The 18578-nt window shown below is 54.8% G+C and carries 16 protein-coding genes and 1 pseudogene; 16 read left to right on the top strand and 1 reads right to left on the bottom strand.

The annotated features are described in order from the left end of the window. The 3 genes from GT003_RS32280 to GT003_RS16585 all read left to right on the top strand — a co-directional run. Nucleotides 1-268, top strand: a 268-nt coding sequence (locus GT003_RS32280; protein WP_211676303.1) for a hypothetical protein, incomplete at its 5' end; no start/stop codon positions are given. A 200-nt stretch (nt 269-468) separates the two neighbouring features. Next, the gene (locus tag GT003_RS16590) at nt 469-1236 is read left to right on the top strand and encodes an SDR family NAD(P)-dependent oxidoreductase (protein WP_161699732.1); all 768 of its coding nucleotides are present in this window, start codon (nt 469-471) and stop codon (nt 1234-1236) included. A gap of 176 nt (nt 1237-1412) precedes the next feature. Then, nucleotides 1413-2657: an ATP-binding protein gene (locus tag GT003_RS16585; protein WP_161699729.1), complete on the top strand. Its 1245-nt coding sequence runs from the start codon at nt 1413-1415 to the stop codon at nt 2655-2657. 62 nt (nt 2658-2719) lie between these two features. Here GT003_RS16585 and GT003_RS16580 read toward each other — a convergent pair whose 3' ends face one another. Further along, nucleotides 2720-3295, bottom strand: a complete 576-nt coding sequence (locus GT003_RS16580) for a TetR/AcrR family transcriptional regulator (protein WP_161699727.1) — start codon at nt 3293-3295, stop codon at nt 2720-2722. 218 nt (nt 3296-3513) lie between these two features. Between GT003_RS16580 and GT003_RS16575 the strand changes: the two genes are divergently transcribed. From GT003_RS16575 to cysI, 13 genes and pseudogenes are all read left to right on the top strand, one after another. Beyond that, nucleotides 3514-4251 (top strand): SDR family oxidoreductase, encoded by a 738-nt coding sequence (locus GT003_RS16575; RefSeq protein WP_161699725.1) that lies wholly within the window; start codon nt 3514-3516, stop codon nt 4249-4251. Nucleotides 4252-4524: 273 nt separating this feature from the next. Beyond that, nucleotides 4525-5688 (top strand): enolase C-terminal domain-like protein, encoded by a 1164-nt coding sequence (locus tag GT003_RS16570; RefSeq protein WP_161699723.1) that lies wholly within the window; start codon nt 4525-4527, stop codon nt 5686-5688. A gap of 36 nt (nt 5689-5724) precedes the next feature. Beyond that, complete coding sequence (locus tag GT003_RS16565; RefSeq protein WP_161699721.1) at nt 5725-7059, top strand: phospholipase D-like domain-containing protein; 1335 nt, start codon at nt 5725-5727, stop codon at nt 7057-7059. Between the two features lie 209 nt (nt 7060-7268). Beyond that, a complete protein-coding gene (locus tag GT003_RS16560; protein ID WP_161699719.1) occupies nt 7269-8201 on the top strand; it encodes a LysR family transcriptional regulator in 933 nt (310 codons plus the stop codon). A gap of 183 nt (nt 8202-8384) precedes the next feature. After that, entirely contained in the window at nt 8385-9368 is a 984-nt protein-coding gene (locus GT003_RS16555; RefSeq protein ID WP_161699717.1) for an SLAC1 anion channel family protein, read from the top strand. Nucleotides 9369-9413: 45 nt separating this feature from the next. Beyond that, nucleotides 9414-9641, top strand: a complete 228-nt coding sequence (locus GT003_RS16550; protein ID WP_161699715.1) for a hypothetical protein — start codon at nt 9414-9416, stop codon at nt 9639-9641. A gap of 152 nt (nt 9642-9793) precedes the next feature. Further along, nucleotides 9794-11533: a biosynthetic-type acetolactate synthase large subunit gene (ilvB, locus tag GT003_RS16545; RefSeq protein ID WP_161699775.1), complete on the top strand. Its 1740-nt coding sequence runs from the start codon at nt 9794-9796 to the stop codon at nt 11531-11533. Next, nucleotides 11530-11784, top strand: a pseudogene (ilvN, locus tag GT003_RS16540) (acetolactate synthase small subunit); the annotation flags it as partial. The gene ilvB and the pseudogene ilvN, both read left to right, overlap by 4 nt. Nucleotides 11785-11797: 13 nt before the next feature. Further along, a complete protein-coding gene (locus GT003_RS16535) occupies nt 11798-12493 on the top strand; it encodes a DUF7002 family protein (RefSeq protein ID WP_161699710.1) in 696 nt (231 codons plus the stop codon). Nucleotides 12494-12606: 113 nt separating this feature from the next. Next, nucleotides 12607-13524, top strand: a complete 918-nt coding sequence (locus GT003_RS16530) for a hypothetical protein (protein ID WP_161699708.1) — start codon at nt 12607-12609, stop codon at nt 13522-13524. Nucleotides 13525-13751: 227 nt separating this feature from the next. Next, nucleotides 13752-14741 (top strand): SDR family NAD(P)-dependent oxidoreductase, encoded by a 990-nt coding sequence (locus GT003_RS16525; protein ID WP_161699706.1) that lies wholly within the window; start codon nt 13752-13754, stop codon nt 14739-14741. Nucleotides 14742-14947: 206 nt separating this feature from the next. Further along, complete coding sequence (locus GT003_RS16520; protein ID WP_161699704.1) at nt 14948-16777, top strand: assimilatory sulfite reductase (NADPH) flavoprotein subunit; 1830 nt, start codon at nt 14948-14950, stop codon at nt 16775-16777. A 36-nt stretch (nt 16778-16813) separates the two neighbouring features. Beyond that, nucleotides 16814-18535 carry an assimilatory sulfite reductase (NADPH) hemoprotein subunit gene (cysI, locus tag GT003_RS16515; RefSeq protein ID WP_161699702.1) on the top strand — a complete coding sequence of 574 codons (1722 nt, stop codon included), beginning with the start codon at nt 16814-16816 and terminating at the stop codon, nt 18533-18535. Nucleotides 18536-18578 lie beyond the last annotated feature (43 nt).

Genomic DNA, 18578 nt, shown 5'->3' with positions numbered 1-18578 from the left:
CTGCGTATGGGCTAACCATCATTTCCTGCTGTTGTTGAATCATCTCGTCACCCGCACTCTCTCATGTTGCTTTAATTATAAAGAAAAAAAGGAGCAAGCTCCTCAAAAATGGAGAGCTTACTCCTTCTTTCACTTTTTCAGCGGCCTCGCGGCGGCAGCTCCTTTTCTATTGCCCACAACTTTCCTCCAACTTTCCTCCAACTTTCCTCCAACTTTCCTCCAACTTTCACCAACGTCTCCGCAAGCGTTTCCGCAAGCGTCTCCTTAAGTCTCTCCTCCGCATACATCTCCGCACGTCTCCGCGAATGTTCCGGCGAATATCCCAGGCGAACTGTCGAAATCCGGATTGAATTCGACCTCCGCATAGGCGCAGTCGCTGGTTCGGATGCCCATGTATAGTTCAGAAGAATTGAAATCATCCTAAATCGTAGCGATGCGGATTGCAGATGGAATCAAAGGAGCGGGAGAATGGGAAAACTGGAAGGAAAAGTGGCCCTCATTACGGGGGGCAGCAGCGGCATCGGGTTGACGACCGCTAAACTGTTCATCGCGGAAGGCGCGAAGGTCGTCATTACGGGCCGGAATGCAGCTTCGCTGCAATCGGCGGCAGCGGAATTGGGCACGAACAGCCGCGCGATTCAGGCGGATGCCGGCGATCCGTCCGGCATGGAGAACGCGGTGAACGAGGCAGTCTCGGCTTTCGGCGGCTTGGACATCGTTTACGCGAATGCCGGAATATCCTCTGCCACGCCGTTAGGAAGCACGGAGCTAGCCGTCTTCGAGGAAGTCCTCCGAATTAACGTTACCGGCTCCTTCTTCACGGTACAAGCCGCTCTGCCTCATCTGAAGGCAGGGGCTTCGATCATCTTGACCGGCTCGACGCGCGCAACGGACGGCGCATCGCACCGTGCGGCCTATGCGGCGAGTAAAGGCGCCGTGAGCAGCATGGCCAGAGTACTCGTCTCCGAGCTGTCGCCGCGGGGCATCCGGGTGAACACGGTGGTGCCGGGCGCGACCCGTACGCCGATCTGGAACAAGTCGACCTCCGAAGAAACCGCGAAGCTGGAAGCCGCGCAGGCGCGTACCATTCCGCTTGGCCGGATGGGCGATCCGGAGGAAATCGCCGCCGCGGTCTTGTTCCTGGCATCCGATGAATCTTCCTTCGTGCAGGGAGCGGAGATTACCGTCGATGGGGGAGCGCGCTCGGCGCCCTTGGGGGCGCCCGTATACCGCTAGCCGAAGCTTCATTCTGTTCGCGAATAGGCGGGGAGAAAGCACTTGTCGCGCAGGAGGGCAAGTGCTTTTTGCCTTGTTCGAGTTAGCCTATACATCAAATAAACTCGTTCGGCCTGAAGGAAATGAGCTTCCCTTTCTAGAAAGTAAACCGTACCCCCTATGAAAGGACTTTCCTCATGCTCTTTCATTCCGATTTATTCCTCAATGCGTTCATCATTTTCCTGCCTTTGATTTTCTACCGTCCTTTCTATAAATATAAGAATCCGATCGTTGTTTATTTCTTGTTTCTTATCCCCTTGATCATCACGATGACGTTCCCGGTTAAGATGTTCGACACGGTCCTGGATCTAAGAGGCGTTCCGCTCGTTATCGGCTCTCTGTATGGAGGCGTATATACGGCGGTTCCCTTATTCATAAGCCTGATCGTATACCGGTATTTATTGGGCGATATCGATATTCTGCTGTATATCCTCGCGCTTGCACCGTCGTTCGCGCTGCTCTGTTTCCTCTTCAGGACGTACGAGAGAGCCGCTTCCAGGAGGAAGATGCTGCTAGTATTCGGATTATGCTTCTTCTTGCGAACGACGGTCGTCAATCTCTATGCGTTCATGACGGGGAATGCGGATTATTTCGCCGCGTCTTATCTGCCCAATCTTCCCGTCATAATCGTGCAGTGCATTCTGGCGGTCATGCTAGTGTTCATGATCGAGACGATACGCAATCATATTCAGATCCAAGACGAGATCATTAAAGTGGAAAAAATGAAGGTCGTCAGCGAAATTGCCGCATCGGTCGCCCATGAGGTTCGAAATCCGTTAACCTCGGTCAGGGGCTTCATCCAGCTGCTGGCGGATCCCATGCTAAGCGACGGCAAGCGTCAGCAATTCTCCGCGATTACGCTCGAGGAATTGGATCGGGCCGAATCGATCATAGCCGATTATTTATCGCTGGCTAAACCGCAGAATGAAAAGCTTGAAGCCATCGTCGTGGAAGACGCCTTAGCCAAGGCGTTTCAAATCTTGAGCTCGTATGCGAATTTGCAAAACGTGGCGATCACCACCGAATTCGATTCGGCCGCGGAGGTCTATGGCAATCAGGCCAAATTCAGGCAAGCGCTGATCAATATCGGCAAGAATGCCATCGAGGCCATGCCGGATGGCGGGGAGCTCACGTTGAAATCCAGCGTGGACGATGAATCCCGTACCGTTACGATAACCGTTCGCGATACAGGCATCGGCATGAACAAGGAGCAGCTTAACCGGCTGGGCTCGCCTTATTATTCGACGAAAGACAAAGGCACGGGATTAGGAACCATGGTTATCTTCAGCATCATAGACGGAATGAACGGACATATCGACGTGCAGAGCAAGGTGGGGGCTGGTACAACCTATATTATCACCCTGCCGTTAGCGCCGGGCTGACGTTTGACGCGAACCATACAATCACCAGCTGCAGGGCCGCTTTCATCGCGGCCTTGTTTGCGTTATGCAGGGTAAACGCGGTTCTGCTCGAATAAATTCCTGACTTGGTCGGCCATGAACTGCGTGGTATGCGGCGTCTGATGACGGATCCACCATTCCACGATGCCGATGAAAGCCGAGGCCATGAATTGAGCTTTCAGCTCATGCTCGATCACGGGCATATTGGCGGGTCGTTCCATCTTCAACAACAGATTGGTCGACATGAAGTTCAGCAATCGATCCCGAAACAGAAAGGCCCTTTGATTGGAGAACATAGCGGCGAAGAACGGGAAATGCGCGTGGAAATAATCGAATATCGGCTTTGGGTCATGGACCATGCCCTGGCTGACCGAATCGTTCTCCCGATTCTTGCACAACGAGATCAGTTCGTTGATATGTTCTTCGATGCATGTGTCCAAGAGGTCGTATTTGTCGTTGTAATGCAGATACACGGTGCCGCGATTAACGTTGGCCCGTTCCGCGATTTCGTTAATGGTGATGTGTTCGAATTCCTTCTCCGCAAAGAGCTCCAGAAACGACTTCCGAATGGATTGCTTGGTTCTCAGAATGCGGCGGTCAGTTTTAATGGCGTTTTCCATAGCGTGCGTACCTCCGGCAGATAATCAACAGTTTGGATCTCGGTGTTGGATATGATACATTGACGCCTCAATCAACCATTGAGTCGTCGGCGTATCTGTTTATAATATTAATCAACGGCCGTTAAATATTCAACATTCGTTCAATATCATATAAACGTTCATCATCGTCCAGCACCCGTCAATTTCCAACAAATCGATTCATGAAGGAGCAGGTCATCATGGAAAACGTACAGCATAAAGTGGTCATCATCACGGGAGCTTCCAGCGGAATCGGAGAAGCCACGGCGAAGCTGTTGGCCCGGAATGGCGCAAAGGTCGTATTGGCAGCCCGAAGAGAGGAACGCCTGCATGCGATCGTGAACGACATTCTAGCAGCCGGCGGCGAGGCCGTTGCCGTAAGAGCAGACGTCGTATCTGCCGCGGATATGCAGCAGCTGGCCAAGTTCACCCTCGATACGTATGGCCGCATCGATGTCTTGGTGAATAATGCTGGCGTCATGCCGAACTCCAGGCTGAATGAATTGCGCGTCGAAGAGTGGGACCAAATGATCGATGTGAACGTCAAAGGCGTTCTCCACGGAATCGCCGCGGTATTGCCCGTCATGCGGGAGCAGCAGTCCGGTCATGTCATCAACCTTTCTTCTACGTCCGGTTATCAAGTGTCCCCGACGTCGGCCGTATACGCGGCCACCAAGTTCGCCGTCAGAGCGATCTCCGAAGGCCTGCGCTTGGAAGAGTCTGCGGCTTCGGGGATCCGATCGACCGTCATAGCTCCCGGTCTGACGAATACCGAGCTGTTCGATACCATCACGAGCCCGGAAGTCCAGGCGTTCGCCAGTCAGCTGAGCGGCAAGGGGATTGCTCCCGCCAGCATTGCGAGAGCCATCGCGTTCGCCATTAACGAACCGGACGATTCGCTGATCAGCGAAATTATGGTTCGGCCGACCGCATTGTAAACATCGATGTCCGTGGAGCATCATAGAATGCTGACCCGATTCGTGCCAGGTTAGCGACGGCGATCGCGGACAGCGTTATGAAAGGCCCTATAAAAGAAGCGAGATAAGCCTAGGTTCTTCAACTAAAAAGCCGCGCATTGCGCGGCTTTTATGCTGGCCGAAATAACTTCTTGCCGAAAGAAGCAGCGGCATGTTGCAGGATAGGCCAACCCGTTCCGCGAATTCTCTATTTGGAAAGATGCCATCCAGTCGATTAGGGAGGATCCAGTGAACATGAACATGACGAACATACCGTCGGATTGGAAAGTGGAGAAGATCGAATTCGCGAAGTTAACGGGAGAACGCGCCCGGAGCGCGGGAGCCAACGGCAGAATCGGCATTCATGGCAAGAAATGCGCCGTGGATATCGCCAGAATTACGATTGACGGGCAGATCGGTTACGGCAGCTCGATTCATATGACGCCGGAATGGGCCGCGAGCCTGGTCGGCCGCCGGGTGATCGACTTATTCGACGAGCGCGGCAGGGTGCGCGAAGCGTACCGGCTGCAGTTGGAATATCCGCTGCTCGATTGGTTAGGGCAGCGTCAAGGAAGACCGGTGTATGACTTGGTGTCGGGTTCCCATGCGGAAAAGGGTGTCCCCCTCGCGGTGCCTTGTTACGATACGTCTCTATACTTCGATGATTTGCATCTTCCCGATGAGCGGGATGCGGTCGCGCTGATGCAGGAACAGGCGAGGCAGGGCTACGCGATGGGCCATCGGCATTTTAAAATCAAAGTCGGCCGAGGCGGACGGCATATGCCGCTCTGGGAAGGGACGAAGCGGGATATCGCGATCGTTCAGGGAATCTCGGAAGTGGCCGGTCCCGCGGGCAAGATCATGATCGATGCCAATAACGCCTACAACTTGAATTTGACCAAAGAGGTATTGGCGGCTTTGGCGAACGTGAACCTGTACTGGCTGGAAGAAGCCTTCCATGAAGACGATGCCCTGTACGAGGACCTCAAAGGATGGCTTCGGCAGCGCGGGCAGCAAGTGCTCATCGCGGACGGAGAAGGGCTTGCCTCGCCGCATCTTGTGGAATGGGCCGCTCGCGGCCATGTCGACGTGCTGCAGTACGATATTATCTGGCCGGGCTTCACGCATTGGCTGGAATTAGGCGAGAAGCTGGATGCGCTCGGCTTGCGGTCCGCGCCGCATTGTTATGGCAATGCGTACGGCATTTATGCATCGGGTCATCTGTCGGCCGCAGTGCGCAACTTCGAATTCGTGGAACATGACGATATCAGCATCGAAGGCATGGACGTGTCGGGTTATCGCGTGGCGAACGGGGAATTTCATGTTCCGGCAGCGCCGGGCTTCGGAATCGTGTTCGACGACGAGCGCGTAACCGGCCTTGTCGAGCGCTCCGGCTGGTCCGTGAGTCATCAAGCCTAAGCTCCGGTAGCCATAAAGCTTTGCGAAGAGGTGTTCATGATTATAGAAGAGTTGGATTATAGGTCATTAGCCATTCCCTATGCTTCGAATGCGTCATATCCGGTCCGCTCCGGGAATGCGCTGCGGCCGCTGATCGACGGAGAGCCTGCCTTTCGCCGAATTTGCGAGGCGATCGAACAAGCCCGGCACCGCGTATGGGCGACCGTCACGTTCATGTGGGCTTCGTGCCGGATGCCGGACGGAAGAGGCACGCCGCTCGACGTCCTGAATCGGGCTGCCGCCAGAGGCGTGGACGTTCGCGTGATCTTCTGGCGTCCGGACCCGGAGACGGAGCATTTGAAGACCAACGCGTTCTGGGGATCATCCGAGCATGTGGAGCGGTTGAGAGCAAGCCATTCATCCCTTCTCATCCGCTGGGATCGCGCACAACCGGGCTATTGCCAGCATCAGAAGAGCTGGCTGATGGACGCCGGGACGGAAGCGGAAACGGCATTTATCGGAGGGATCAATCTCAATCCCCATTCCGTAGTCGCTCCCGGCCATAGCGGAGAAGGCGAGAACCATGATGCGTATATCGAGCTGGCGGGGCCCTCCGCGGTCGACGTCCACCATAACTTCGTCCAGCGCTGGAACGAAGCGAGCGAACGGGAGCTGGCCGATGGACGATGGGGCGCGGGCAGCGAGATGGATCTGTCGTTTCCGACGGAAGTACCACGCAGACGGGGCAGCGCCATCGTTCAAATTCAACGGACGATCCATCGCGGCCGATTAGCGGACGGACATGCGACGCCCCTTGGAGCCGAATTTCCGATCGAAGCCGGTGAGCGCTCGAATTTCGATCAGTATTGCGCGGCGATCGGCGCGGCCCGCAGTTCCATCTATATCGAGAACCAGTATGTCTCCGTTCCGGAGATGATCGAATGCCTAAGACAGGCATTGCTGCGCGGCGTGGAAATCGTGGTTCTCGTTCCTGCGGAAGGCGACATTCCGGAACCGCTGGCAGCGCTTGCCGAATTCGATCATTTCACGTTAGCGGGAATCGCCGGATTAGGCGACGACGGCAAGCGCAAACCGGTCTGGGTTCATGCCAAGCTCATGCTGATCGACGGGAAATGGGGGACGGTCGGCTCATGCAACCTGCATCGCTTCTCGCTCTTCGGCAATTGCGAGATGAATGCGGCTTTCTGGGACGAAGAATCGGCTCGTACGCTGCTCGCGGCACTGCTCGACGAACATCTGGGCACCGATATTACCGGGTTGGACGATCGCGCTGCGCTGCGGCTCTTCGGCACGATCGCGAGGAACAACCGACGTCTCTCGGATCATGGCGATTGCGGCTGGCAGGGCCTCGCGTTTAGTCTGCTTCCGTAGCCACGGCTCTTGAGCAGCCGACGGCGAACGTATATCGAACCGTTAAAAGTCGCTTCCGAAGCGGCTTTTTTCATGTATGGAATCATCGATACAAACTATGATCATGATAGAAAAAGCCGTATTGATCGATCGGGAGGCATCCGTTATAGTGGCTTAACATTGAAGTTACCGATAACTATCGCAATCGCAATGAAAAGGGGACGATCGGGATGGAGTTCAGACAATTGGATTATTTTATCGCGACATGCGAAGAACTGCATTTTACAAGAGCGTCCGTCAAGCTGGGAATTACGCAGCCTTCTCTGAGTCATCAAATCAAAGCGCTCGAGGACGAGCTTGGCGTCCCGTTATTCGACCGGATCGGGAAGAAAATCGCGATTACCGAAGCAGGAATGATTCTTTACAAGCAGAGTAAATTGGCATTAAGCAATTTGTCCAGCGCCAAGGAACAAATCGAGGAGCTCCAGCAAATCGAGCGGGGCACCTTGTCGATCGGCGCGCTTCCAGGCGAGCTTAACCAGCTGGTCTCCACGCTGCTCCTTGATTTCCATCGCGATTATCCGAAAGTCCGCATTAAAATCTTCGGCGTGGAGGATGTCATGAGCCGCGTCCTGCAGAACGAATTGGATTTGGCGATTACGATTTTGCCGCTCGAGGACGAACGCATCCAGACGATTCCCCTCTACAGGGAACAGTTTTATTTTGTTGCGACGGCGGAACATCCCTACGCAGGCCGCGCCGCCATCAATTTCGAGGAAATCCTGGACGTGCCGATCGTGATGTTTCCCGAAACCCATCGCTGCCGCCAATTAGTCGATCGGACGTGTACGACGGCCGGGCATAAACTCCTGCCCCTGATCGAGACGACAACGATCGATTCGCTCTTCGGGCTCGTTCGTTCGGGCGCGGGCGGCACCGTGCTGTCGAAAACCCTTCTGGAAATGTACGACTACGACGAGCTGATTCGGATTCCGATACAGAATCCCGCCTTGTGCAGGGAAGTTGGGATTATTTATCTCCGCGATAAATATATGGGGAAAGCTTCGCGGGGATTTATCGATCTATTGACGGCGCATGTCAAGCTGCTCAAGCATGACAAGCTGCTGGTGGATTGCGGCGGCGAAGAACCCGAAGGATCATAGTTAACGTCTATGGTTTTCATAGAAACAATGATATTGATCAATCATTTTGATTTTCATACAATGAGGCAACAGAACAAAGTCGCTTATTCGGAAGGAGAACGGCAATGGCATTTCCAATTGACGTTGTTAGAACGACATAGCTGATTACACTCTGGAGTCGAACGTAGGAAGTGGTGACCGTCCATGCAAACCATGGCAGCCGTGCAGAAAGAAAGAAGCCTCGGTTCTATTCAATTTTTACCCGTTAGTCTATTTGCGTCAGTCATGGGCATATCCGGACTGTCATTGGCCTGGAGAGAAGCGAGCAAGCTGTTCGGCACCTCCACCGTCATCGCGGATATCTGCGGCATACTCGCGATTGTCTTATTCGTCGCGTTAACCATCGCTTATTTATCCAAATGGGCGTTATATCCGGAGAAGGTCAAAGCCGAATTCAAGCATCCCGTCTCGGGCAATTTTTTCGGAACGATCACGATCGCGCTCCTCTTGCTTTCCTCCGTTATCGGCGTTTACAGCCGGCACTCGGGGCAAGCGGTATGGATCATCGGGACCGTGCTGACCTTGACGTTAAGCTTCGTCTTCGTGGGACGCCTGTTGAAGGGGAATCACGATCCGTCCCACGCGGTGCCGCCATCCCTTATTCCGATGGTCGGAACGATCGATATATCGGTTGCCGGCGGAAGCATGCCGTTCCCGTGGACGCAAGAAATCAATTTGTTGTCGCTTGCGATCGGAGGCATCGTGGCGCTCGTGTTCTTCACGTTGATCTTGTCCAGGCTGATTCATCACGATCCGCTGCCGGCAGGCTTGATGCCGTCGCTGTTTATCATGACCGCGCCGTTCGAGGTCGGTTTCCTTGGGTATACGAACTTCGAGCAGCGGATCGATCCGTTCGCCTCGATTTTGTTTTATTTCGGACTTTTCTTGTTCATCGTCATGTTTTTCAAAGTATTCCACAAGTCGATTCCGTTCGGCGCGTCCTGGTGGTCGGTGAGCTTTCCGATGGCCGCGCTCAGCATTGCGTCTTTGAAATACGCGAGGTTCGTGGACTCTTGGCTGTTAATCGGCATTTCCGCGATTCTTCTCGCTTTGCTCAGCATCGTGTTGGCCGTTCTCTTCGTTCGGTCGCTGAACATCCTGTTCAACGGAAAGCTGCTTAAAGGATAGACGACTGCTGCCCTGGGTTTCTTATCAAGAAGGGACGGGATTGGAATGATCGTGACGAAGCTTCAGTTCGATACCGATTTTGATAATGCGATTCTGTTCGGTCATTATGTGATGGTGCTAACGAATGAAAAAATGTCCGGCGGGGGATTGTTGGAGGCGTTTGACGATGACCATGCATGGATCAACGGCAAGCGGCATTCGCGTGCAGGCTCGTCCTTCATTCAGATGCCTCCGCCCGATATGTATATCGATTTCTCGAATGAATCCGAATGAGCATCTAAGGGCACGAAGACAGTATAGGGGAGAAAACGGGGGAAACGGCGATGAAAATGATCGATGAACAGCGTCATGAAATGATCGATGAACAGCGTCATGAAATGATCGATGAACAGCGTCATGAAATGATCGATGAACAGCGTCACGAAATGATCGATGAACAGCAAGCACAGCCTGAATGGCTCGGCAAACTAAGAAAGAACGATCGGGTAACGGGATCGGAGGCGCTCGTCCGAAGCTTGCTGCTCGAAGGCGTGGAAACCGTGTTCGGCATTCCGGGAGGAAGCACCTTGAACATCTACGATGCCATTCACGACTTTCCGGGGTTCAACCATATATTGGCTCGTCACGAGCAGGGCGCCATTCATGCTGCGGACGGCTATGCGCGCGCAACCGGCAAAGTCGGAGTCTGCTTCGCGACGTCGGGACCCGGGGCGACGAATCTGGTGACGGGCATCGCCACCGCGAATATGGATTCCGTTCCGCTGGTCGTGATTACGGGAAACGTGTCCACGGCGCTCATTGGAACGGATGCGTTCCAGGAAGCGGATATTACGGGCATCACGATGCCGATCTCGAAGCATAATTATCTCGTTCGGGACGTGAACGAGCTGCCCAAGATCATTCATGAAGCCTTTTATATCGCTTCTACGGGACGAAAGGGTCCGGTAGTCATCGATATCCCGAAGGACGTATCGAGTCAGACGATGACGTACGACTATCCGACGGATCGACCACAGCTTCGGGGATACCGCCCGAATAACCATCCGAACGGGACCCAAATCGAGAAGCTTCTCGCTGCGATCGAAGCGGCCGAACGCCCCGTCATTCTGGCCGGCGCGGGCATTATCTATTCGGATGCCTCCAAGGAATTGCTGGCATTCATAGAGAAAACCCGAATTCCCGTCACGACGACGCTGCTTGGCTTGGGAGGCTTTCCGAGCGCGCATGCGTTATGGATGGGGATGCCCGGCATGCACGGCACCTACGCGGCCAATAAAGCGCTGCAGAATTGCGACCTTCTCATCGGTATCGGAGCTCGGTTCGACGACAGGGTGACGATGAAAACGAGCGGGTTCGCTCCCAAGGCACGAACGATCGCGCATATCGACATCGATCCGGCGGAGATCGGGAAAATCGTCCAGACGGCGATTCCGATCGTCGGCGATGTAAAGGCGGTGCTTCAACAGCTCAACGTTCATGCGAAACCGGCAAAATCAGAGGCGTGGCTGGCCGAAATTCAAGCCAACCAACTCGCGCATCCGCTTCGTTACACGGATTCGGAGGCCGAGTTAAAGCCGCAATTCGTCGTAGAGATGATCAGCGAAACGACCCATGGCGATGCGATCGTCACGACGGACGTCGGGCAGCATCAGATGTGGGCCGCGCAGTTCTATCGCTTCAAGCATCCGCGCTCGCTGATTACGTCGGGCGGACTCGGTACGATGGGCTTTGGATTGCCGTCCGCGATCGGCGCGCAAGTCGGCAGTCCTGACCGGCTGGTGGTATCCGTTAATGGCGACGGCGGCATTCAAATGAACGCCCAGGAGCTTGCGATATGCGCGATCCATAACATTCCCGTGAAGATCGTCATCTTGAATAATCAGGTGCTCGGCATGATTCGGCAGTGGCAGGAACTCATTTACGATAATCGCTTCAGCCACATGGACCTCTCGGGCAGTCCGGATTTCGTGAAGCTGGCGGAAGCTTACGGCGTTCGCGGGCTTCGGGCAACCAATAAAGAAGAGGCTCGCAGCGTTTGGCAGGAAGCTTTGGATACGCCTGGCCCCGTACTCATTGATTTCGTTATCAGTCAAGACGAGAATGTATATCCGATGGTTACGCCTGGTTCCACGATCGACGACATGATTATGGGGGATGAACGATGAAACGTCAGACGATCGCAGTTCTCGTCAACAACCAGCCGGGCGTCTTGCAGCGGGTTGCCGGACTATTCGGCCGCCGCGGATTCAACATCGACAGCTTGACGGTCGGCGAGTCGGAAGATCCCGGATTGTCTCGCATGATCATCGTGACGTCAGGGGATGATAAAGTGCTCGAACAAGTGCAGAAACAGCTGAATAAACTGATCGACGTGGTACAGATTACCGACTTAACGGCGCATCCGCTCAAGGAGAGAATGTAGGTGTGGGATGGACGAGTCCATTGTTCGTAAGATTACGAAGAGCTCCAAACGAAAGTCGTTCTTTCACTTTACGCGGGTTCGGAACCTGCCTTCCATGGCGTATCTCGATGCCTTGTATTCCACCGGCAAAGCCGACGAAGCTCTCGCGCGTCAAATACGTACCGAGCGTCAAGAAATTCAGATTCACGGCCATGCATTCGTAGCCAACGCGCATCTGCGCATCGCGGATCAAGTAATGGATGCGGGCATGACGCACGAGCGATTCCATGCCTATCTGGATCGGCACGTATTCTTATGGCCGACGCAAAGCGATGGCTTGAAAATGCTGGAGATGTATACCCGAAGAGAGCGGCATGAAGATTTCGCGATCCTCCAACTGGACGCGCAGTCGCTGCTGAAGGACTTCTACGACCGGATTAAATTGTCGAAGTACGATTCCGGAAGCTCGCCTCGTTACCCGGCCCGCTGCTCTTACAAGAAAAGCTTGCGGATGTTCCTGCCGTTGGACCGGTTCGGGCAGGCGATGGAAAAGGACGTGCCTACGAAGCCCTCCGAGATCAAAGAGGTGCTCGTGGAAGAACAAATTACGGGCTTGTCCCGATATTTACAAGCGGTGTACAGCAAAGAGACGGGGGACATTCCAGGAAACTGGAGTCGGCTCGCACGATCCTTAGCGGATTTCAAGAATGGATCGACTTTGTAGACAACCGGCGCTCGATTTGGCAATGAATCCTACCTTTTAGTAAGTAGTCAAATGGCAGGCGATTCATTGGGGTAAGCTAAAACGAGCGAACGGCAGAGAAGGGGATCATGATCATGTTTTGGAATATGCTGCTATCCAAACGATTTATATCGGCTTACGCGTTAGTCATTCTCATGCTTGTCAGTGCGGTCGTATCCGACCAACGGGATATCCTCTTCCCGGAAATTGCCGGCATGGCCATGGGGGTTATGGTGTTTCCCGTACCGCATTGGATCAGGAAGCCGGTTCAATTATGGCTTTCGCCGACGTTAGCCGCGTTCCTGGGTACGTATTTGAACGACTTTTCCTTCACGCCTTTGACGAAGCTGTGGATTGGTCTCTTGATTATCGTCATTCTGATGCATGTTTTTCGGGTTAATTTCGGACCGACGATTCCTGCCGGATTGCTGCCGATCTTCTTAGGGCTGCACGACTATGTGTTTGCGATCTCGACGGCCATCTTTACGTTCGTGATCATGCTGGCCGCTTACAAAGTGAGAAATCCGGATAAGCTGCCCAAGGGTCCTCTGACTTTCCGAAGGATACCCGATACGGTCATCATCACCGTCGCGTTATGCCTATGGATTTGGCTCGCATCCGCCGCGAATCTGAATGTTTTGGTCGTGCCGCCGGTATTTGCCCTCATTTTCGAGCTCTTTCATACCGAGACGTTCGCTTGGAAAATGGTACCATCGCGGTTAGCGGTGTTGACGATAACGGCGATCCTGTCCGTCGGCGTGTTTCATCTGTTCGCGGGCTCGATTATCGGGGTCGGCGTCGTCAACGTATTGCTTACGCTTATCGTATGCCAGTTATTCAAAATGCCCGTCCCTGTCGCGTTCGGCGTCTCGCTGATGCCGCTTATCGTTCCGGCATGGGGGACATGGGCTTTTCCGATTGGCGTCTTTGTCACCACGGGCGTACTGATGAGCGGCTGCGCGGCATACCGTCAGTTCAGAGCCGGCAAACGGCAGCGATTAATGGCGCAGTAATTATGGTTCCGTCGGTATACAGCCTCGAATGGAACGATCGTTGGCATAGGAAGCATCGTCATTAGCGACGATGCTTTTTTCGTTGTACGGGTTCCGTCGTTTCATGTGACCATTCGTCCGTATGTCTATATTATACAATTTACAAACTTTGTTCATTCGTCTAATATAGACGTATAGACAATTTATGATCATTGTCTAATTATATTTTCCGGGGAGAGGAAAAACCTATGATAACCGAACAGAAACCGCTGCAATCGGGATTCGGACCCAACACGACCGCTCAAGAGGTGATTGCCGGATTTGACCTCGGCGGCAAGGTGGCCGTCGTAACGGGCGGACATGGCGGCATTGGACTTGAAACCACTCGCGCGCTTGCCGGGGCCGGCGCAACCGTCATCGTCGGCGCGCGAGACGTCGATCAGGCACGAGAGACGCTCGCTTCGTTCGGCAACGTCGAGGTGATCCAGCTTGATCTTGCGGTCCCTGAGTCTATCGACGCGTTCGCGGAGGTCTTCCTGAGCTCCGAGCGCGAGCTCGATATTTTGATTTTGAACGCGGGCGTCAGCTATCATCCGACGATTCGCGACGAGCGGGGCTACGATACGCATTTCGCGACGAATTACCTGGGCCATTTTCAGCTGACGACCCGTCTATGGGAGCCGTTGAAGCGCGCGGAAAACGCTCGGGTCGTCGCGCTATCGTCGACTGGCCATTTAGCAGGACCGATTGATTTTGACGATTTGCATTTCGCGCAAAGGCCTTATGACAAGGCGATATCTTACGGCGCATCTAAAACGGCGTGTTCCTTGTTTGCCATTGCACTCGATAAGCGGGGCCAAGAACACGGCGTGCGCGCTTTTGCCGTCCATCCCGGTGCGATCTTGTCCGGCTTGGCCCGGCATTTAAGCGATGAGGATCTCGCCGGCTGGGGCGTGAAACGAAACGAAGACGGCAGCTATACGTCGTCCGGAGGCTTTAAGACGACGGAGCAAGGCGCCGCAACAAGCGTATGGTGCGCGGTAAGCCCGATGCTGAACGGCAAAGGAGGCGTCTATTGCGAAGATGTCGATATCGCGGAGCTCCTGCCGGCAGACAGCACGGTGTATGGCGGAGTCCGGTCGTGGGCCATCGACCCGGCGCTTGCCGAGAAGCTATGGACGATCAGCGAAGACATGCTGCGCATCCCGCATGGAACGGTATCGCGGAATCATGATTGATCTCCGCGAGCAAAGAAGCCCAAGCCCGCGAATCCGCGGGCTTTTTCCATTCGATCCGGCTTTATTGCAATAACTTATAAATGCTATAAATTCAAATGTCTTGTTACTCTTGGGAGAGCATGGTACGGTTAATGCAGTTATGCAAGTAACCGATTTCACATGATCGGGCCAGCTCTTATGCTAAGCGAACAAGGGGTGTAGGATGAATGCTTCAAGTGACGAACAGTCCGTTTCGACAAGATCAAGTGGAATTGCTTAATCTTTTGTTACCCACGCTGACGGAAGGGCAGAAAATCTGGTTGGGCGGCTATCTGGCCGCGTTCCAGAGCGCAGGAGAGCAAGTGGCAGCCGCGCTGCAGGAAGCGGAAGCGCAGGCGGCGAGTGCGCCGGCGGCGCCTCAAGAGGTAACGGTGCTCTTCGGCTCGCAGACCGGGAACAGCCATAAGCTGGCGAAGAAGCTTTCCGGCAGGCTGCAGGATCAAGGCGCGCAGGTTACGCTGTCCGCGATGATCGACTTTAAACCGAACACGTTGAAGAAAGTACAGCATCTAGTGATTATCGTAAGCACGCACGGAGAAGGGGATCCGCCGGATAATGCGATCTCATTCTACGAATTCCTGCACAGCAAGCGAGCGCCTCAATTGGAAGGCATGCCGTTCACGGTGCTGGCATTGGGCGACACTTCTTACGAGCTCTTCTGCAAGACGGGCCGGGATTTCGATCAGCGCTTGGAAGAGCTGGGCGGAAAGCGGCTTGCGCCGCGCGTCGACTGCGACGTGGATTACGATGAATCGGCCGAGAATTGGATGGCGGGCGTGCTTGCTTATTTCGGCCAGGCTTCAGCGTCCGCGTCCGCCCAGACGTCGAAAGCGGCTGACCCGTCCGCGGTCGGGGCGGGGCAATTAACGGAATACTCCAGATCTCGGCCGTTTCAAGCGGATGTGCTCGAGAATCTAAACTTGAACGGACGCGGTTCGGAACAAGAGACGCGCCATCTCGAGCTTGCGCTGGCGGACAGCGGTCTTCGCTACGAGCCGGGCGACAGCCTGGGCATCTATCCGCGGAATCATCCGCGGCTCGTGGACGAGCTGATCGAGGCGATGGGCTGGCAGTCCGACGTGCGCGTCGTTCTTCCGAAGAGCACGGAAGAACGTTCCCTGAAGGAGGCGCTGACGAGCCACTGCGAGATTACGGTACTTACGAAACCGTTGATCGAGCAAGTGGCGGAGCTCGCCCCGGGCAACGGCTTGAAGGATTGGCTTTTGTCCAGCGAAGAGCAGGACATCAGAGCGTATTTGAAAGGACGGGATTTGCTCGATCTGGCGCAGGACTATGATTGGACGGGAGTTACAGCGAACTCCTTCGTATCCCTTCTTAGAAAAATGCCGCCTCGGCTCTATTCCATCGCGAGCAGCCTGAAGTCCTTCCCGGAAGAAGTGCATCTCACGATTCGCAACGTCCGTTACGAGGCTCATGGAAGAGTCCGGTACGGAGTTTGCTCGACGTTCGTGTCGGAGCAGTTGGAACCCGGAGAGACCGTACCGGTATTCGTGCAGGACAATCCAAACTTCAAGCTTCCATCCAATCCCGATACGCCGGTCATCATGATCGGTCCCGGCACCGGCGTCGCTCCGTTCCGCGCTTTCCTTGGCGAGCGCGAAGAGCTTGGGGCGGAAGGGAAGACCTGGCTGTTTTACGGAGATCGGCATTTCTCCTCCGATTTTCTCTATCAGGTCGAATGGCAGCGCTGGCTGAAGGAAGGCGTGTTGACGCGCATGGACGTCGCTTTCTCGCGCGATACGGAGCAGAAGGTCTATGTTCAGCACCGGATGATGGAGAAGAGCAAAGAGCTGTATCAATGGATCGAAGAAGGAGCTGCCGTATACGTCTGCGGAGACGAGAAGAAGATGGCGCACGACGTCCAGGCTGCGTTGATCGCGATTTTGAAGCAAGAAGGCGGCTTGGGCGATGAGGACGCGGCGGCTTACTTGACGAAGATGCAGCAGGAGAAGCGTTACCAACGGGACGTTTATTAAATCCTGGAGGCATAAGAGAACGAGGAGGCAGATGTCATGTCCGAGAACAACTTACTTTCGCAGAACAGCGCGCCGCACAGCGACGTAGAAGATATCAAACGCAGAAGCGATTACTTGCGGGGAACGCTGGAAGAAACGCTTCAGAACCGGATTACCGGCTCGATCTCCGAGGACGATAATCGGCTGATGAAATTCCACGGAAGCTACATGCAGGACGATCGCGACGTGCGCAACGAACGGAGCAAGCAGAAGCTCGAGCCCGCTTATCAGTTCATGGTGCGCGTGCGCGCCGCCGGAGGTCTCGTGTCGCCGGAGCAATGGCTTATGATGGACCGGATCGCGCAGAAGTACGCCAACGATACGATCCGGCTGACCACCAGGCAGTCCTTTCAATTGCACGGCGTCATCAAGTGGAACATGAAGCAGGTTATTCAGGAAGTGAACGACGAACTGCTGAGCACGCTTGCCGCCTGCGGCGACGTGAACCGGAACGTCATGTGCAATCCCAATCCGTACCAATCGGCCGTGCATGAGCAGGTCTACGAATGGGCGCAAAAGGTAAGCCATCATCTCGATCCGCATACCCGGGCTTATCATGAGCTCTGGCTGAACGAGGAGAAGGTGGCGGACAGCAGGGACGGCGTGGAGCAGGAGCCGATCTACGGCCCCGTCTATTTACCGCGCAAGTTCAAGATCGGCATCGCCGTCCCTCCGGCGAACGAAGTCGACGTCTTCTCCCAGGATCTCGGTTTCATTGCCATTCACGAGAACGGACGGCTGCTGGGCTTTAATGTCGCCGTGGGCGGCGGCATGGGCATGTCGCACGGCGATACGAAGACCTATCCGCAGGTCGCGCGTACGATCGGGTTCATCCTGCCGGAGCAGATGGTCGACTTAGCGGAGAAAACGGTCACCATCCAGCGGGATTACGGGGATCGCGCGGTGCGCAAGCATGCCCGGTTCAAATACACGATCGACGACCGCGGTCTTGAATGGTTCATCGACGAGCTGCAGCAGCGGCTAGGCTGGAAGCTGCAAGAAGCCCGCGCCTATCGATTCGACCATAACGGCGACCGTTACGGCTGGGTCAAGGGAAGCAACAACAATTGGCATTATACGTTGTTTATCCAGAACGGCCGCGTGAAGGACGAGAGCGATTATCTGCTGATGACCGGACTGCGCGAGATTGCCAAGATCCACACGGGCGATTTCCGGCTGACGCCGAACCAGAACCTGATTATCGGCAACGTGACCAGCCAGAAGAAGAAAAAGATCGAACAGCTGATCAAAACGTACGGGCTGTCGGACGGAGCGGCTGTCTCCGCGCTGCGCAGAAACGCCATGGCTTGCGTAGCGCTGCCGACTTGCGGGCTGGCCATGGCGGAGTCGGAGCGTTACATGCCTACGCTGCTCGACAAGCTTGAATTGATTCTGGACGAAGCGGGACTTCGGGATAACGAGATCGTCATTCGGATGACCGGCTGCCCGAACGGATGCGCCCGACCGGCGCTAGCCGAGATCTCCTTCATCGGCAAAGCCCCCGGCAAGTACAACCTGTACCTGGGCGGCGGCTTTGCCGGCCAGCGGCTGAACAAGCTGTACCGCGAGAACATCGGCGAGACCGAAATTCTGAACGAACTGCGGCCGATCCTGAACCGGTACGCGAAGGAACGGGTAGAGAACGAGCATTTCGGCGATTTCTGCATTCGCGCCGAGTATGTGAGAGAAGTGCATTCCGGGCTGGATTTTCACGCTTAACGCAGTCGTTTCACAGTCCGGCTTGTGAAGTGAGCCGTATAAG

This window comes from Paenibacillus sacheonensis, assembly GCF_009909195.1.
Classification (GTDB): Bacteria; Bacillota; Bacilli; order Paenibacillales; family Paenibacillaceae; genus Paenibacillus_Z; species Paenibacillus_Z sacheonensis.
Note: the sequence above shows the minus strand (reverse complement) of the source record. Positions and strands in the feature narration are given on the sequence as shown.

Coding starts and splice junctions, on each gene's coding strand:
- GT003_RS16590 (WP_161699732.1), top strand. CDS start 469: ATGGGAAAACTGGAAGGAAAAGTGGCCCTCATTACGGGGGGCAGCAGC.
- GT003_RS16570 (WP_161699723.1), top strand. CDS start 4,525: ATGAACATGACGAACATACCGTCGGATTGGAAAGTGGAGAAGATCGAA.
- GT003_RS16575 (WP_161699725.1), top strand. CDS start 3,514: ATGGAAAACGTACAGCATAAAGTGGTCATCATCACGGGAGCTTCCAGC.
- GT003_RS16520 (WP_161699704.1), top strand. CDS start 14,948: ATGCTTCAAGTGACGAACAGTCCGTTTCGACAAGATCAAGTGGAATTG.
- GT003_RS16585 (WP_161699729.1), top strand. CDS start 1,413: ATGCTCTTTCATTCCGATTTATTCCTCAATGCGTTCATCATTTTCCTG.
- GT003_RS16560 (WP_161699719.1), top strand. CDS start 7,269: ATGGAGTTCAGACAATTGGATTATTTTATCGCGACATGCGAAGAACTG.
- cysI (WP_161699702.1), top strand. CDS start 16,814: ATGTCCGAGAACAACTTACTTTCGCAGAACAGCGCGCCGCACAGCGAC.
- GT003_RS16535 (WP_161699710.1), top strand. CDS start 11,798: ATGGACGAGTCCATTGTTCGTAAGATTACGAAGAGCTCCAAACGAAAG.
- GT003_RS16550 (WP_161699715.1), top strand. CDS start 9,414: ATGATCGTGACGAAGCTTCAGTTCGATACCGATTTTGATAATGCGATT.
- GT003_RS16565 (WP_161699721.1), top strand. CDS start 5,725: ATGATTATAGAAGAGTTGGATTATAGGTCATTAGCCATTCCCTATGCT.
- GT003_RS16555 (WP_161699717.1), top strand. CDS start 8,385: ATGCAAACCATGGCAGCCGTGCAGAAAGAAAGAAGCCTCGGTTCTATT.
- ilvB (WP_161699775.1), top strand. CDS start 9,794: ATGATCGATGAACAGCAAGCACAGCCTGAATGGCTCGGCAAACTAAGA.
- GT003_RS16525 (WP_161699706.1), top strand. CDS start 13,752: ATGATAACCGAACAGAAACCGCTGCAATCGGGATTCGGACCCAACACG.
- GT003_RS16580 (WP_161699727.1), bottom strand. CDS start 3,295: ATGGAAAACGCCATTAAAACTGACCGCCGCATTCTGAGAACCAAGCAA.
- GT003_RS16530 (WP_161699708.1), top strand. CDS start 12,607: ATGTTTTGGAATATGCTGCTATCCAAACGATTTATATCGGCTTACGCG.